The organism is Pseudomonas sp. FP2300 (assembly GCF_030687595.1).
Taxonomy (GTDB): domain Bacteria; phylum Pseudomonadota; class Gammaproteobacteria; order Pseudomonadales; family Pseudomonadaceae; genus Aquipseudomonas; species Aquipseudomonas bijieensis.
In genome coordinates this window covers 815,741-829,553 of sequence record NZ_CP117440.1, presented here as the reverse complement: position 1 = coordinate 829,553, position 13,813 = coordinate 815,741, and the positions used below count along the sequence as shown (strand labels likewise).

Here is a 13,813-nt window from a genome sequence, read left to right as displayed (position 1 = left end):
CGCCACAGCTCCTACAATCAGGAGCCAACGGCTCGGCTCAAACTCCCTCCCATCAGGATGCACATATGCAGGTAGAAAGCTTTTTCGAATGGCTCGGCCAGGCGCTCGGTTCGGTGATCCGGTTCATCGTCGACCTGCTCAGCGGTCTCTTCAACACCCTGGCCAATGCCGGCGGCAACTTCGTCGATGGGCTGTCACGCACCCTGGGCATGGACACCTCGATCATCAGCATCATCGCGCTGATCCTCGGGCTGATGCTGCTGTACTCGGCCATCCGCGCCTTCATGCGGGCCTCGATCGTCATGGGCATCATCTGGCTGGTGCTGGGGTTGTGGCTGTTGAGTTGGATCATTCACTAAGGCTGGGATCGATACTGCGCCAACCCCCTTGTGGCGAGGATGCTCTGTGGGAGCAAGGCTTGCCCGCGATGAATATGACGCGGTTTCCCAGGGAACCGAGGCGCCTGGATCGCGAGCAAGCTTTGCTCCCACAGAATGGGGATAAATCCCCTCGCCACAAGGAGTCCAGGATCCCCTGGAGAACGATCAGACCATAACCCGCTACAATCGCGCTCCATCAAGGAGCCCGCATGTCCAACCTGATCACCGACTGGCGCGACCGCCTGACCCATCGTCGGGTCTGGGCGCTGGCTGCGCCGATGATTCTCTCCAACATTTCCGTGCCGCTGGTGGCGCTGGTGGACAGCACCGTCATCGGCCATTTGCCCCATGCTCATCAGTTGGGCGCGGTGGCGGTCGGGGCGAGTCTGTATACGGTGTTGGCCTGGGCCATGGGTTTCTTGCGCATGGGCACCACCGGGTTCGCCGCCCAGGCCGCCGGGCGTGGTGACGGCGCGGCATTGCGGCAAGTGTTACTGCAAGGCCTGCTATTGGCGATGGGGCTGGCGGTGCTGCTCGGTGCCGTCGGCGTGCCATTGAGCGACGTGGCGTTACACTTCATGCAGCCGTCCGCCGAGCTCAACCAATTGACCCGTGACTTCTTCCACACCCGGCTCTTCGGCTTGCCGGCGGCGCTGGCCAGCTATGCGCTGGTGGGCTGGTTTCTCGGTGCCCAGAATGCCCGGGCGCCGTTGGCGATCCTGCTGGTGACCAACCTGGTCAACATCGCCCTGAACCTGTGGTTCGTGATCGGCCTGGACTGGGGTGTGACCGGCTCGGCCCGGGCCTCGGTAATCGCCGAGTGGACCGGCGCGCTGGTCGGCCTGGCGCTGGCCCGCCACACACTGCGCGCCTGGCCCGGACAGGTGGCCTGGGCCGCCCTGGGACTGTGGCAGAACTGGCGCCCGCTGCTGGCCGTGAACCGGGACATTTTCATTCGCAGCCTGGCGCTGCAAGCGGTGTTTTTCCTCATCACCGTGCAAGGCGCGCGCCTGGGGGATGCGACCGTGGCGGCCAATGCCTTGCTGCTCAACGGCCTGTTGCTGACAGCCCATGCCCTGGACGGCCTGGCCCATGCCGTCGAAGCGCTGTGCGGCCATGCCATTGGCGCCCGCGACCGCCTGGCACTGCGCCGCTCGCTGGTGGTGGCGTGTGGCTGGTCGCTGATTGCAAGCCTGGGCTTCGCATTGCTGTTCCTGCTCGCCGGCCACTTGTTCATCGACATGCAGACCAACATCCCCGACGTGCGCGATACCGCTTACCGCTACTTGCCTTACCTCGCGGCCCTGCCACTGATTGCGGTCTGGAGTTACTTGCTCGACGGGCTGTTCATCGGCGCCACCCGCGCCCGGGAAATGCGCAATGGCATGCTGCTGACATTGCTGCTGGTGCTGCCAATCGCTTGGGCGCTGCAAGGGTTGGGCAACCATGGGTTGTGGATCACCTTCCTGCTGTTCATGGCCTTGCGCAGCCTGACCCTCGGCGCTTTCGCCTGGCGCTTGCAGCGACACGACCGCTGGCTCGGCGCGTCAGCCCAGTAACGTTCAATCCTGGCCGTCCTGCCAACGCCGTCGCAACTGATCGAGCCGTTCACGCTGCGAACCGCCCACCAAGTCCGGCACCGGCCGGGCCTCGGGGTATTGCAGGCGCAGCCACAGCCAGTCATCGAGCACTGTCCGCTCGGTAAACCCCAGCGTCAGTCCCTGCTGCAAATCCTCCCAGAGCCGACGGTAATCACGCCCGGTGGCACGGGACCATTGCCAGGCATGACGCTCCAGCAGGCATCGTTGCAACTGGCTCTGCTGTCGATCGCTGAGGCTGTGCTCCGTCTCCAGCGCCGCCACCGGCAGCCCCGGGTTGGACAGTTGTTGCCACCCCTGGCTGCCGATCGCCCGGTCGGCCCAGGTGCCACCAAACCAGCGCAACAGACTGACCGGACCCAGCCAGCAACTGAGCTCCCGAGGGTCGCAGCCGTCGAAGAAATAGCTGGCGATGTGCGGGTTGTAGTAGCTCAACAAGGCTTTGTGATGCAGGCCTAGCGTCACCGTCAGCATGCGCCGCAGATGCGCCAGCAATTGCTCGGCGGGCGATGAGCTGACCAACAGCAGCCCCGGCCAGGAACGTGGGTCCAGGTGACAGAGGCTGACCAGCGCAGGCGATTGACGCAGATCCACCAGCAGCGGGCCGTGCTCTCGCAGCCCATGCAGCTCGGTACCTTCAAACAGGGCAAAGCACCGTGCCTTGGCGAACTGCCCGTGCACCAGCCGTGCGGCTGCAGGCGCACTCGGTACGTCGAGCAACAGCCATTGTGGCGTTGATCCAGGCAGGACGGCGGCACTCATCGAGCAACGCCCGCGCCACGCCCCATGAGCATACGGCAGGTGCACAGCGGTTGGGCGCAGGGGCTGAAAGGCCCGCCTTCGGGCAACAGGCACAACAAGACCAGCGGCTCGGCGTCGCGGATTGCAGACAACAGGAGCGGATCGGCAACAGACTGCACAAATGTTTCGCCTGAGGATGATTCATCCGCAACCTCCCCTGAGACAGGCGCGTCCAGAAATGCACTGATCAATGGCCGATCCGGATCGCCTTCGATAAAGCTCACCAACACCTCGGTGCCGTCACACAGGGCGCCCGCTCCGCCCGCGACCAGTTCGGGCGCCAAGGGTAGCCAGCAATGACTGGGGCTGGAACCTTCGCCCTGGTAGACCCAGTCAAACTGCACCGCCACACGCCCTGCCCCCAGCGCCGGCGGCTCGTCCACTGCCACGACCCAGCCGCGTTGCCGGCTCACCATCCGTGGTTTTGCCGGGATCTTATCCGGCACGAACAGCACGCCCCGGGGAATGGCTTTGAAATGATTGCCGTACACCCCCGCCTGCACCCGGTGCTCGACCTTCGTCAACAGCCAGCGCCGGTTCCAGCCAGCAAAAGGATGAGCCGTCAGCGACAACATTCGACCACCATGCAGGTTCATCAAATCGCTGCGGCCCTGGGCGACCTGCTCCCCCGACACATCGGTCTGCACGCTGAAGGTCCGCACTGCGGCAGTCGCCTCGTCGTCCGCGTAAACCGCTGTACCGACGGGGGGAAAACTGTGGGCATTGTCGGCGAACACCAGGCAGTGTCCGTCCTGGGTGTGTTCGAAATGAAAATGAATGCCTGCCTGGGCGCATACGCGTTGAAGAAACTGCAAGTCCGATTCCCGATACTGGGTACAGAAGTCCTGTGGCGGATAATCACCAATCAAGTCCAGGCACAGGCCGCGGCCGCTGATGCCATGGGCCTTGAGCACCTGGCGAATGATCTGCGGCACCGAGCGGGCGCTGAAGACCCGCTGGCTGAAGCGCTGCGCCAGACAGGCCAGCTTCGGTCCGATACGCACCCGGCAGCCGGCGCCATGAGGGTGTTGGACCAACTCATGAAGCTGCCCATGAATGCCCCGGCCTGGGGCCCCGAAGCTCAGCCAGACGCTGCGGTATAGCAGGCCCGCCAAGTCCAGGTTCGCATCGGGCAACAACAGCTGCGCTTCATAAACGAAGGGTTCGCTGATGGTTTCGCTACCCGTGAAAGCCACGACGTCAACGGGCTCGGGCAGACCGGCTATCTCCAGACGAAATGCTGGTTCGCTGGCTGGATCGGACATCGGCGTTTCTCTACAGGAGGGGCGGTCGGGGATTCTCGCCGAGAGCCATGGCCGAGTAGAGGGGCCAAGTACAAGTTAGGAAAGGGACTACACGAAATAAGGACATCGCCGGTTAAACGCACCGGAGGGAGGAAATAGCCGTGGCGCAAACAAAAACGCCCTCCGGAACTATCCGAAAAAACCCGCAACATGCGGTGTCTTTTCTGACAGCTCCGGAGGGCGTTGCCGATCAGTTAAAAGGGTGAGTCCCTCGCCACAAACTTGCCCATCAAGACGACAGGTAGGACGAACGTGTCAACCCCAGGCGCAAGGCATCGAGGAACTGGGTACGTTCGGCGGCGCTGATGCGGGCGCTGGCGCACTTGTCGCGGTAGTGAGTCATCAACTCCTCCGGCGACAAGTGCACGTAGCGCAGCATGTCTTCGATGGTGTCGTGGGTTTCGATACCGGCGTGATACACGCTGCCATCGGCGTTCTGGTAGATGTTCACCGAGTCGGTGTCACCGAACAGGTTGTGCATGTCACCGAGGATTTCCTGGTAGGCGCCCACCAGGAAAATGCCCAGCAAGTAGTCTTCACCTGGATTGAGACCGTGAACCGGCAGGCTGGTCTCGATGCTCTGTTCGTCGACGTACTGCTTGATCTTGCCGTCGGAATCGCAGGTCAGGTCTTGCAGCACGGCGCGACGCAGCGGCTCTTCGTCCAGGCGATGCAACGGCAGGATCGGCAGCACCTGGCCGATGGCCCAGGTATCCGGCAGGCTCTGGAACACCGAGAAGTTGCAGATGTATTTGTCGGCCAGCTTGTCGTTGAGCTCATCCAGCACTTGCCGATGAGAACGCTGGCGGGCCTTCAACGAGTTGTGCAGGCGACGGCACACCGCGAAGTAGCACTGCTCGGCCAAGGCTTTTTCAGCCAGGGTCAACTTGCCATCGGCATACTGGGTCGCCACATCGCTCATGTAGTGAGTGGCGCGCCAGTAGGTCTCGGTGACCATCTCGATATCGGTCGGGCCCAGCAGGTCAACCAGCCATTGCACGGTTTCCGGCAGGCTTTCCTTGTTTTCGATCACCGGCACGTCATCGTTGTGTTTCTCGACGTCGGTCACCTGCACCACCAGCATGGCGTGGTGGGCGGTCAGCGAGCGGCCGCTTTCGGAGAAGATGTGCGGATGCGGCAAACTCTGGGCATCGCAGAACTCCTTGAGCATGCCGACCACGACACCGGCGTAATCGTCCATGTCGTAGTTGATCGAACTGGCGTTGCGCGAGTGGGTGCCGTCGTAGTCCACGCCGAGGCCACCGCCGACGTCGATGTGATCCACCGGCAGGCCGAGGTTGCGCAGTTCACCGTAGTAACGGATCGCTTCCTTGAAGCCGTGCTGGTAGTCCGCCAGGTTGGCGATCTGCGAGCCCATGTGGAAGTGCAGCAGGCGAATGCCCTGGTCCAGGCCGGCCGCGCGGAAGCGCTCGACCACCGACAACAGTTGCGCGGCAGACAAGCCGAACTTGGATTTCTCGCCACCGGTATCAGCCCACTTGCTCGATGCCAGGGACGACAGGCGCACCCGCAGGCCAACCTGTGGCTTGACCTTGAGCGCCGCAGCCTCTTCGATCACCAGACCGACTTCGGACTCTTTCTCGATGACGATGAATACATTGTGGCCCAGCTTCTGGCCCATCAGCGCCAGGCGGATGAACTCACGATCCTTGTAGCCGTTGCAGACGATGGTGCCGCCCTTCGGCGCCAGGGCCAGCACCGCCAGCAACTCCGGCTTGGAGCCGGCTTCCAGGCCGATGGAGACGTTCTGGGTGGCGATGATGTTCTCGATCACCGCTTCTTGCTGGTTGACCTTGATCGGATAGAGCGCGGTGTACTTGCTCTGGTATTCCAGGCGCGCGATGTTGCTGTCGAAGGCACCGGTGAGCTGGCGTACACGGTCTTGCAGGATGTCGGGAAAGCGCACCAGCAAGGGCAGCGACAGGCCGCTCTGGCGCAACTGATCGACTTGCTCGAACAGGTCGATGGGCGAGCTGCCGGGACCGTTCGGGCGGACTTCGACGCGACCGGCTTCATTGATCGCGAAATACCCGGCCCCCCAATGGCGAATCCCGTAAACACTGCGGCTGTCCGCAACTGTCCATTGGCTGCCATCGTCTTTGCGTGTGCGTCGTACGGACATCGAAGTCCCCTATAAAAAAGTCAAAATGCACCATCCGGTCGGAGGCTGGGGCAGTCTAGAGAGTGAAAATGACGAATTGCCTGTTAGCAAGGTAGACCCTGCTCCCAGCGATGAGTTTAGAAACCCGTTCAGAACAGGCTCTGTGAAAACCATGCGGGCGACCTCGAACGTGGGGTTCGGGTCAAGCCGAGGGTGGTTTTCACAGAGGCTGCTAGCCGCCGGATTTCTTTGCCTTGAAACCGTGCTTGACCAGTTCCGCCAGCAGCAGTTCGACGTGATCACCCTGGATCTCGATGACGCCGTCTTTCAATGCGCCACCGGTGCCACAGCGTTTCTTCAACGTGGTGGCCAGTTCCTTGAGCGCATCTTCGGCCAACGGCACGCCGGTGATCGTGGTCACTGTCTTGCCACCGCGGCCTTTGCTTTCACGGCGCACGCGCGCAATGCCGTCACCTTCAGGGATGGCGGTCTGTTTGCAGATGCAGGCATTCACCGGTTGACGGCAATCAGGACAATGACGACCGGCGTCGGTAGAAAATACCAGGCCGCCCAGGGCGGCGAAGGATGCGGCTTTTTTGGCCACCGGCAATCCTCTTGGGAGGACAAAGACTGGCCGAGGGGGAACGTGCCTCGACCGCGAAACCCCACTCAGGCAGGGGCAGCGCTACTGGACCGCAGAGACGGTTCAGCTTGAAAAGTCGCGCAGTGTAACGGCAAAAAGCCGACTTGCTAAGGGCCAATCAGCGCCAATTTATAGCTTCTTTGCGACGCCGTCGCCATGGACCCGCAAATAGCGTTCGAGCGCCGCCAAAGAGTCCGGGCAGTAGGGCTTGCGCTGGATTTCATCGAGCACCTGTTCGAGCGGCAGGAAACGCGCCTCGAGGACTTCTTCCGGTTGCAGGACCAGCGGGCCGTCCCACACCGCCGAGAACGCCGAGCACCACAGGCGACTGCCGGGGTCTTCGAAATAAAAATGGTCGTGGGCGGTCAGTTCCACGCCGCTCACACCCAATTCCTCCGCTAGCTCACGGGCGGCCGATTCGGCATAGGTCTCATCGGCCTGCACCATGCCACCCGCCGCCACGTCCCAGAAACCGGGGTAAATGGCCTTGCTCAGGGTACGCCGGTGCACGCAGAGCTCACCGGCCGAGTTGAACAGCATGATGTAGGTGCCACGTCCGATCAGGCCGCGTTCGCGCAGCTCTGAACGCACCAGGCTGCCAAGCAGGTTGTCCTGCTCATCGACCCACGCGATCAATTCGGCATCCGAGGCCACTCGGTGAGCGACCTCCCGGGGGCTTTCGCTCATGTATCAGCCCTGGTTCAGCAATTGCCGCAAGTCGATGACCGCTGCGTTGGCCCGGGAAATATAGTTGGCCATGACCAGCGAGTGGTTAGCCAATACACCGAAGCCGCTGCCGTTGAGGATCATCGGGCTCCAGACAGGTTCCTGGGACGCTTCCAGTTCACGAATGATCTGCCGCACGCTGACCGTGGCGTTCTTTTTTGCCAGTACATCGGCGAAGTCCACTTCGATGGCGCGCAGCAGGTGCGACAGCGCCCAAGCCTGACCGCGGGCCTCGTAGAACACGTTATCGATTTGCAGCCACGGGGTCTCGACCACCTCTTCATCCACCTGCGGCACCTGGCCCGGGGCCGGAACTTCGGTTTTCAGCGAGGTGTTGAGCTTGACCCGGCCAACGCTGGCCGACAGGCGCTGGGACAACGAACCCAGGCGAGTGCCGACATCCCCCAGCCAGTTGTTCAGGTTGTCGGCACGGGCGTAGAACAGTGCACTTTTCTGGCTTGGGTCGGACAGGCGCGCCTGATAGCGGCTCAGGGAGTTGATGCCTTCCTGATACTCAGACTCACTGGAGGGCAGCACCCAACTGCGGTTGTCGAAGTTGAAGCGCGGCTCGGCCTTGGCCAGGTCGGCGTCCTCGGCGGACTGGGACTGGGAACGGGCGAAGTCCTTGCGCAGGGCACGGCTCAGGTCGCGGACCTGCACCAGCACGCCATATTCCCAGCTCGGCATGTTGTCCATCCACAGGCCTGGCGGGAAGCGGTCATTGGAGATGTAGCCACCCGGCTTGGTCAGCAGGGTCCCGGCCACCGTCTTGAGCGTCTCGACCGTGGTGTAGCCCACCACCATTTGCCGGCCATCTTTCTCGGCCGCGGCCTGGGCGTTCTGCTGCACCGGGAACAGCGCGGGCTCCTGGCTCCAATACCAGCCGACGGCAATGGTCACCAACAGGTAGAGGCCGATCAGCGTAGCCAGTGCGCGGCTGAAAAAAAGCCCGCCCAGGTAGCTGCGGGCCTCCGATTTCGGCTCGGCGGCACGTTCAGGCGCGCTGCCCGCGCGGTTTTTCCAGTCCAGCATGGCGATATCCCTTCAATCACTTGAGTTCACGGTTCGACCACAACCCTACGCCATCGTGCCTGATTTGAAACGCGATAATGCGCCACCAATCATGCCGGCCACGACAGGGCAGTCGAACCGGCACTATAAAGGAAGCGCTGCCAGCGGCCTATGAGACTGACCGGTCACAAACTGAATTTCGTGCCAGGACAGATTATTGACGTATGACACTCATGTGGGTGAAAAGAGGTGCTAGCATAGAGCCACCAGTCGACCTCAGCATGCACCCTAACTAGTTGTCAGGATATGACCGAGCCAGAAGACCCCAGCCGTGAGCGCCTCAAGCACCACTTTGCCCAGCGGGTAATTCATCAGGCTCGTCAGATCCTGGAGATTTGGCAGCGCCTGCAACGCACTGAGTGGTCAAGCACCGACCTGGCGGAGCTCAGCGAGGCCAATCTGCGCTTGCTGCGCTTTGCCGAGCGCTTCGAACAGCCCGAGCATTCCCAACTGGCCCAAGGCATCAGCCAGTCGTTGCAAGCGGTGGACGCCAATCGCGGACGCCTGAGCAGCCACTTGATCACCGAAATCAACCGCTTGATGCAGCGCTTGTCTCGTACCGGCCTGCGCCACGGCGACCAGCTCGAACAAACCTTCCTGCCACCGCTGCGCAAACCCATCTACGTGTTGCTGCAGGACCATGACCGCGCCGAGCGCCTGGCCAAACAGCTGGAGTTCTTCGGCCTCAGCGCCCAGGCGCTGGACAATGTCGCGGCGTTCCGGGCCGCGATGGTCGAGCGTCTGCCGGCAGCGATCGTCATGGATGTGGATTTCAGCGGCCCCGGCGCCGGCCTGAAACTGGCCGCCGAAGCCCAGGAAGGCCTGGAACAACCGCTGCCACTGTTGTTCTTCAGCCTGTTGGAAACCGACACGCCGACACGCCTGGCCGCGGTGCGCGCCGGTGGCCAGGAATTTCTCACCGGCACCCTCGAAGCCTCGAGCCTGCTGGAAAAGATCGAAGTGCTGACCTGCGTCGCCCAGTACGATCCATACAAAGTGCTGATCATCGATGACTCCCGCGCCCAGGCCATGCACACCGAACGCTTGCTCAACAGCGCCGGCATCATCACTCGCACGCTGATCGAACCCATCCAGGCCATGGCCGAACTGGCGGACTTCCAGCCCGACCTGATCATCCTCGACATGTACATGCCGGCCTGCACCGGCACGGAGCTGGCCAAGGTGATTCGCCATAACGACCGTTATGTCAGCGTGCCGATCATCTACCTGTCCGCCGAAGACGACCTGGACAAACAACTCGACGCCATGAGCGAAGGCGGCGACGACTTCCTGACCAAACCGATCAAGCCCCGGCACCTGATCACCACCGTGCGCAACCGTGCCGCCCGGGCGCGCAACCTCAAGGCGCGGATGGTGCGCGACAGCCTCACCGGCCTGTACAACCACACCCATATCCTCCAGTTGCTCGAGGATTGCAGCTTCCGCGCTCGACGCGAAGGCAAGCCCCTGAGCTTCGCCATGCTCGACATCGACCATTTCAAACGAGTCAATGACAGCCACGGCCATCCCATGGGCGACCGGGTGATCAAGAGCCTGGCGCTGTTTCTCAAGCAGCGCCTGCGCAAGACCGATTTCATCGGCCGTTACGGCGGCGAAGAATTCGCCATCGTCATGCCCGACACCGATATCGACGCCGCCTGCAAGGTGCTGGATGAAATTCGCCAGCGCTTTGCCGAAATCCACTATCCGGCCCAGCCCCAGGATTTGTGGTGCACCTTCAGCGCCGGCGTGGTGGAGATGAGCGATGACTCCGACAGCCTGATGATGGCCAGCCAGGCGGACGAAGCGCTGTATCGCGCCAAGCACGCCGGGCGCAATCGGGTACAGAGCGCCCGGCAATCAAAGCAAAGTGCCACCTTTTCATCGGAATCGACCGATTCGGTCATAAACCTGTAACGCAAGCGCAATAAATTCAGGCACTTACGATTCTGCCCTTGGTAGACCCTTGATGCGCCTGAAGCTGCTGACCAATCTCAACACCCTTCTTCTCGTTACCGTGTGCCTGGGTCTTGGGGCCACGCTATGGTGGTCGCAGATCGCCCTGGAACGACCCTACTTGCTGATGGAGCGCTACCTGGGCCTGTCGCGGCAATTCCAGGGCGACGTGGCGCGCAACATCGAGGACTACCTGGCCAGCGGCGACGCCTTGCGCCTGAGCGCGGCGACCCAGGCCCTGGAGACCCTGCAAAAAGACCTCGATCAGTTCCCCCCGGCACTGGCCAAGACCCTGCGCCCAAGCCTGTCGAACCTCGACGGTTTCAGCAAGACCGACCTGCTGGCCGCCGGCAAACTGGCCGGCGATCCGCAAGCCTTGTTGTTGCAAGCCGAGCGCGAACTGAGTGCCAGCCTCGACCAACTGGCCCAATACGCCAATGGCACCCCTGCCTACTTGCCCGCATTGTTTGCCGCTTCACAGCACCTGGGCCGGTTGTCTCTCACGCGGGACAAACTGGTCAGCAGCGGTCGCAGCGAATTGGCCGCCGACGTCGAGCGGGAACTGGCGAGCATCCGCCTTGAGGCCGAACGCCTCGACAGCCTGCCACTGCTGGGCGTCACTACCAGCAGTGAATCGGGCAGCGATGATTTCGCCGCGCTGATGGGCCTGGAGGCCCAGGAAAAAGCCGCTGCCGAAGATGCCGGCATCGCCCTCAAGCGCGAACTCAACAGCCTGCTGGGTCGCTATCCCGCCGAATTGACCCGCACCCGCGAACTGATCCAGAAACGCACCGAACTGAGCAGCGCCACGCATCTGAAAATCACCGACGTGCAACAGGCGATCGATGCAATGGAACCGGCGGTGCGGGCCCAGCATGGGCAGATCCAGGGCGAGGTTCGCCTGATCCAAGGGGTGATGATTGGCTTGATCCTGCTGATCGCGCTGCTCATCGACACCTTGCAGCGACGCCTGGCCCGCACCTTGACGCACCTCGCTCCGGCCCTGTCGACCTGGGCCGAAGGGGATTTCAGCCGCGATATCCATGTCGGCGCCAGCAATCGCGAGTTGCAAGACATCGAAGCGTCGCTCAATCGTCTGCGCGCTTATCTGGTGGACCTGGTGGGCACCATCCGCGTCAACGCCGAACAGGTCGCCGGCAGCAGCCGGGCCCTGGCCGAGTTGAGCGGCGAGCTACACAGCGGCGCCGAGGATCAGGCCGGCGACACGGCGCTGATCCGTGATTCCCTCAGCGAACTGGAAGCGACGATCCAGCAAGTGGCCGGCGATGCCAGCCAGGCCGCGGATGCCAGCCGCAATGCCGGGCAGGCGGTGGAACAAGGGCAGAAAGTCATCGGCCTGAGCCTCACGGGCCTGCACGCACTGGTGGGGGAAGTGCAGGACAACGCGCAGATGATCGAACAACTGGCCGAGGAATCGGCCACCATCGGCGGCGTGCTGACGGTGATTCGCTCGATTGCCGACCAGACCAACCTGCTGGCCCTCAACGCCGCCATCGAAGCGGCCCGCGCCGGGGAAATGGGCCGAGGCTTCGCGGTAGTGGCCGAGGAGGTCCGCTCCCTGGCCCAACGCACGGCCGGCGCCACCGCCGAAATCCAGACGCTGATCGCCCGCTTGCAACTGGCCGCGCGCCAATCGGTGGACGGCATGCGCGCCCAGGTCGAACACGCCGAAGCCACCGCCAACCAGGCGCAGGCGGCCGACGGCGCGCTGGACGAAATCGTCGGCGCCATCCAGACCATCTCCGCCACGGCGGTACGTATCGCCGACGTCACCGCCCAACAAAGCGGCGCCGTCAGCGAAATCCGCGATCACAGTGAGCGGATTCATCAATTGGGTGGCGATAATCTGCTACGCATCGGCCAAGGGCGGGAACAGGGCGATAACCTGCTGGTGCTGGGCGGGCGGCTGCACACGGCGGTGCAGGCGTTTCGGGTTTAAGCAGCACAGATCCATTGTGGGAGCGAGCCTGCTCGCGATTGCGGTGGGTCAGCGTGCATCGATATTGAATGTGCCGCCGTCTTCGTGAGCAGGCTCGCTCCCACAGGGCTCAGGACAGGCTGGCGAAACCGGGGATGACCGGATTTTGGAGGATGGTCACAAATTTCGCGTAAACATCGGTCATCGTGCTGGCTATTGCCGAGAACTGGACAGTCATTAAGGCTTTGCGGCATAGTCGCCAGGTTCTGATACCTGCTCACAGATAACAAGGAACAGCAGATGGCGACCCTATTGGTCCTGCATGGACCCAACCTGAACCTGCTGGGCACCCGTGAACCGGGCGTCTACGGGGCCGTGACACTGGCCCAGATCAACCAGGACCTTGAGCAGCGGGCCCGCAACGCCGGCCACCATTTGCTCTATCTGCAAAGCAACGCCGAATATGAATTGATCGACCGTATCCATGCCGCCCGTGGCGAAGGCGTGGATTTCATCTTGATCAATCCAGCAGCTTTTACACACACAAGTGTCGCATTACGTGACGCGCTGCTGGCGGTGAGCATCCCATTCATCGAAGTGCATTTGTCCAACGTGCACAAACGCGAATCTTTCCGTCATCACTCCTACTTCTCCGATGTAGCAGTGGGAGTGATTTGCGGCCTCGGCGCCAGTGGTTACCGACTGGCCCTGGAGGCCGCCCTAGAGCAGCTTGAAAGACCGGCAACAGCTTGAACAACAAGCGTTAAACGCCCCTGACCGACCCTTGGGAGTTGATGATTCATGGATATCCGTAAAGTTAAGAAATTGATCGAATTGCTGGAAGAGTCCGGCATCGACGAGCTTGAGATCAAGGAAGGCGAAGAGTCCGTACGCATCAGCCGCCACAGCAAGACCCCGGCCCAGCAGTTCTATGCACCGGCCCCAATGCAGGCTCCGGCCGCCGCGCCCGCTCCAGCCGCCGCCCCGGTTGCCGCCGCAGCGCCAGCCGCACCTGCGGCACCAGCGCTCAACGGCACTGTCGCCCGTTCGCCAATGGTGGGCACGTTCTATCGCAAGTCTTCGCCATCCTCGCCGTCCTTCGTTGAAGTCGGCCAGACCGTGAAGAAAGGCGACACCCTGTGCATCGTCGAAGCCATGAAGATGATGAACCACATCGAAGCTGAAACCAGCGGTGTGATCGAATCCATCCTCGTCGAAGACGGCCAGCCGGTTGAGTACGACCAACCGCTGTTCACCATCGTTTGAACCGCGG

12 protein-coding genes are annotated in these 13,813 nt (G+C 62.3%); 6 read left to right on the top strand and 6 right to left on the bottom strand.

The genetic code is table 11. The features are described 5' to 3' along the window. Positions 1 to 65 precede the first annotated feature (65 nt). Both PSH86_RS03515 and PSH86_RS03510 read left to right on the top strand, forming a co-directional pair. Positions 66 to 359 (top strand): hypothetical protein, encoded by a 294-nt coding sequence (locus PSH86_RS03515; RefSeq protein ID WP_003197447.1) that lies wholly within the window; start codon positions 66 to 68, stop codon positions 357 to 359. Between the two features lie 230 nt (positions 360 to 589). Further along, positions 590 to 1,939, top strand: a complete 1,350-nt coding sequence (locus PSH86_RS03510; protein ID WP_163855478.1) for an MATE family efflux transporter — start codon at positions 590 to 592, stop codon at positions 1,937 to 1,939. A 3-nt stretch (positions 1,940 to 1,942) separates the two neighbouring features. Here the strand turns inward: PSH86_RS03510 and PSH86_RS03505 are convergent, their stop codons facing one another. From PSH86_RS03505 to PSH86_RS03480, 6 genes are all read right to left on the bottom strand, one after another. Then, the gene (locus tag PSH86_RS03505) at positions 1,943 to 2,740 is read right to left on the bottom strand and encodes a DUF4123 domain-containing protein (RefSeq protein ID WP_305487877.1); all 798 of its coding nucleotides are present in this window, start codon (positions 2,738 to 2,740) and stop codon (positions 1,943 to 1,945) included. Beyond that, complete coding sequence (locus PSH86_RS03500) at positions 2,737 to 4,044, bottom strand: type VI secretion system Vgr family protein (RefSeq protein WP_109752269.1); 1,308 nt, start codon at positions 4,042 to 4,044, stop codon at positions 2,737 to 2,739. The genes PSH86_RS03505 and PSH86_RS03500 overlap by 4 nt, the downstream gene beginning before the upstream one ends. 268 nt (positions 4,045 to 4,312) lie before the next feature. Then, complete coding sequence (gene speA, locus PSH86_RS03495) at positions 4,313 to 6,226, bottom strand: arginine decarboxylase (RefSeq protein WP_109752267.1); 1,914 nt, start codon at positions 6,224 to 6,226, stop codon at positions 4,313 to 4,315. Between the two features lie 211 nt (positions 6,227 to 6,437). Beyond that, complete coding sequence (locus PSH86_RS03490; RefSeq protein ID WP_109752265.1) at positions 6,438 to 6,809, bottom strand: translation initiation factor Sui1; 372 nt, start codon at positions 6,807 to 6,809, stop codon at positions 6,438 to 6,440. Positions 6,810 to 6,977: 168 nt separating this feature from the next. After that, on the bottom strand, positions 6,978 to 7,535 hold the full coding sequence (locus PSH86_RS03485; RefSeq protein WP_109752263.1) for an NUDIX hydrolase: 558 nt from the start codon (positions 7,533 to 7,535) through the stop codon (positions 6,978 to 6,980). A gap of 3 nt (positions 7,536 to 7,538) precedes the next feature. After that, positions 7,539 to 8,606, bottom strand: coding sequence for a DUF2333 family protein (locus tag PSH86_RS03480; RefSeq protein WP_109752262.1), 1,068 nt, complete (start codon positions 8,604 to 8,606; stop codon positions 7,539 to 7,541). A 285-nt stretch (positions 8,607 to 8,891) separates the two neighbouring features. Here PSH86_RS03480 and PSH86_RS03475 point away from each other — a divergent pair, with 285 nt between their 5' ends. The 4 genes from PSH86_RS03475 (at position 8,892) to accB (ending at position 13,806) form a co-directional block, all read left to right on the top strand. Then, positions 8,892 to 10,562 (top strand): PleD family two-component system response regulator, encoded by a 1,671-nt coding sequence (locus PSH86_RS03475; protein ID WP_116834085.1) that lies wholly within the window; start codon positions 8,892 to 8,894, stop codon positions 10,560 to 10,562. Between the two features lie 1,450 nt (positions 10,563 to 12,012). Next, positions 12,013 to 12,561, top strand: coding sequence for a methyl-accepting chemotaxis protein (locus tag PSH86_RS30515; RefSeq protein WP_370873795.1), 549 nt, complete (start codon positions 12,013 to 12,015; stop codon positions 12,559 to 12,561). Between the two features lie 279 nt (positions 12,562 to 12,840). Continuing rightward, on the top strand, positions 12,841 to 13,293 hold the full coding sequence (gene aroQ, locus PSH86_RS03465; protein WP_305487864.1) for a type II 3-dehydroquinate dehydratase: 453 nt from the start codon (positions 12,841 to 12,843) through the stop codon (positions 13,291 to 13,293). Positions 13,294 to 13,341: 48 nt separating this feature from the next. Further along, positions 13,342 to 13,806, top strand: a complete 465-nt coding sequence (accB, locus tag PSH86_RS03460; protein WP_030138029.1) for an acetyl-CoA carboxylase biotin carboxyl carrier protein — start codon at positions 13,342 to 13,344, stop codon at positions 13,804 to 13,806. The last annotated feature ends 7 nt before the right edge of the window (positions 13,807 to 13,813 follow it).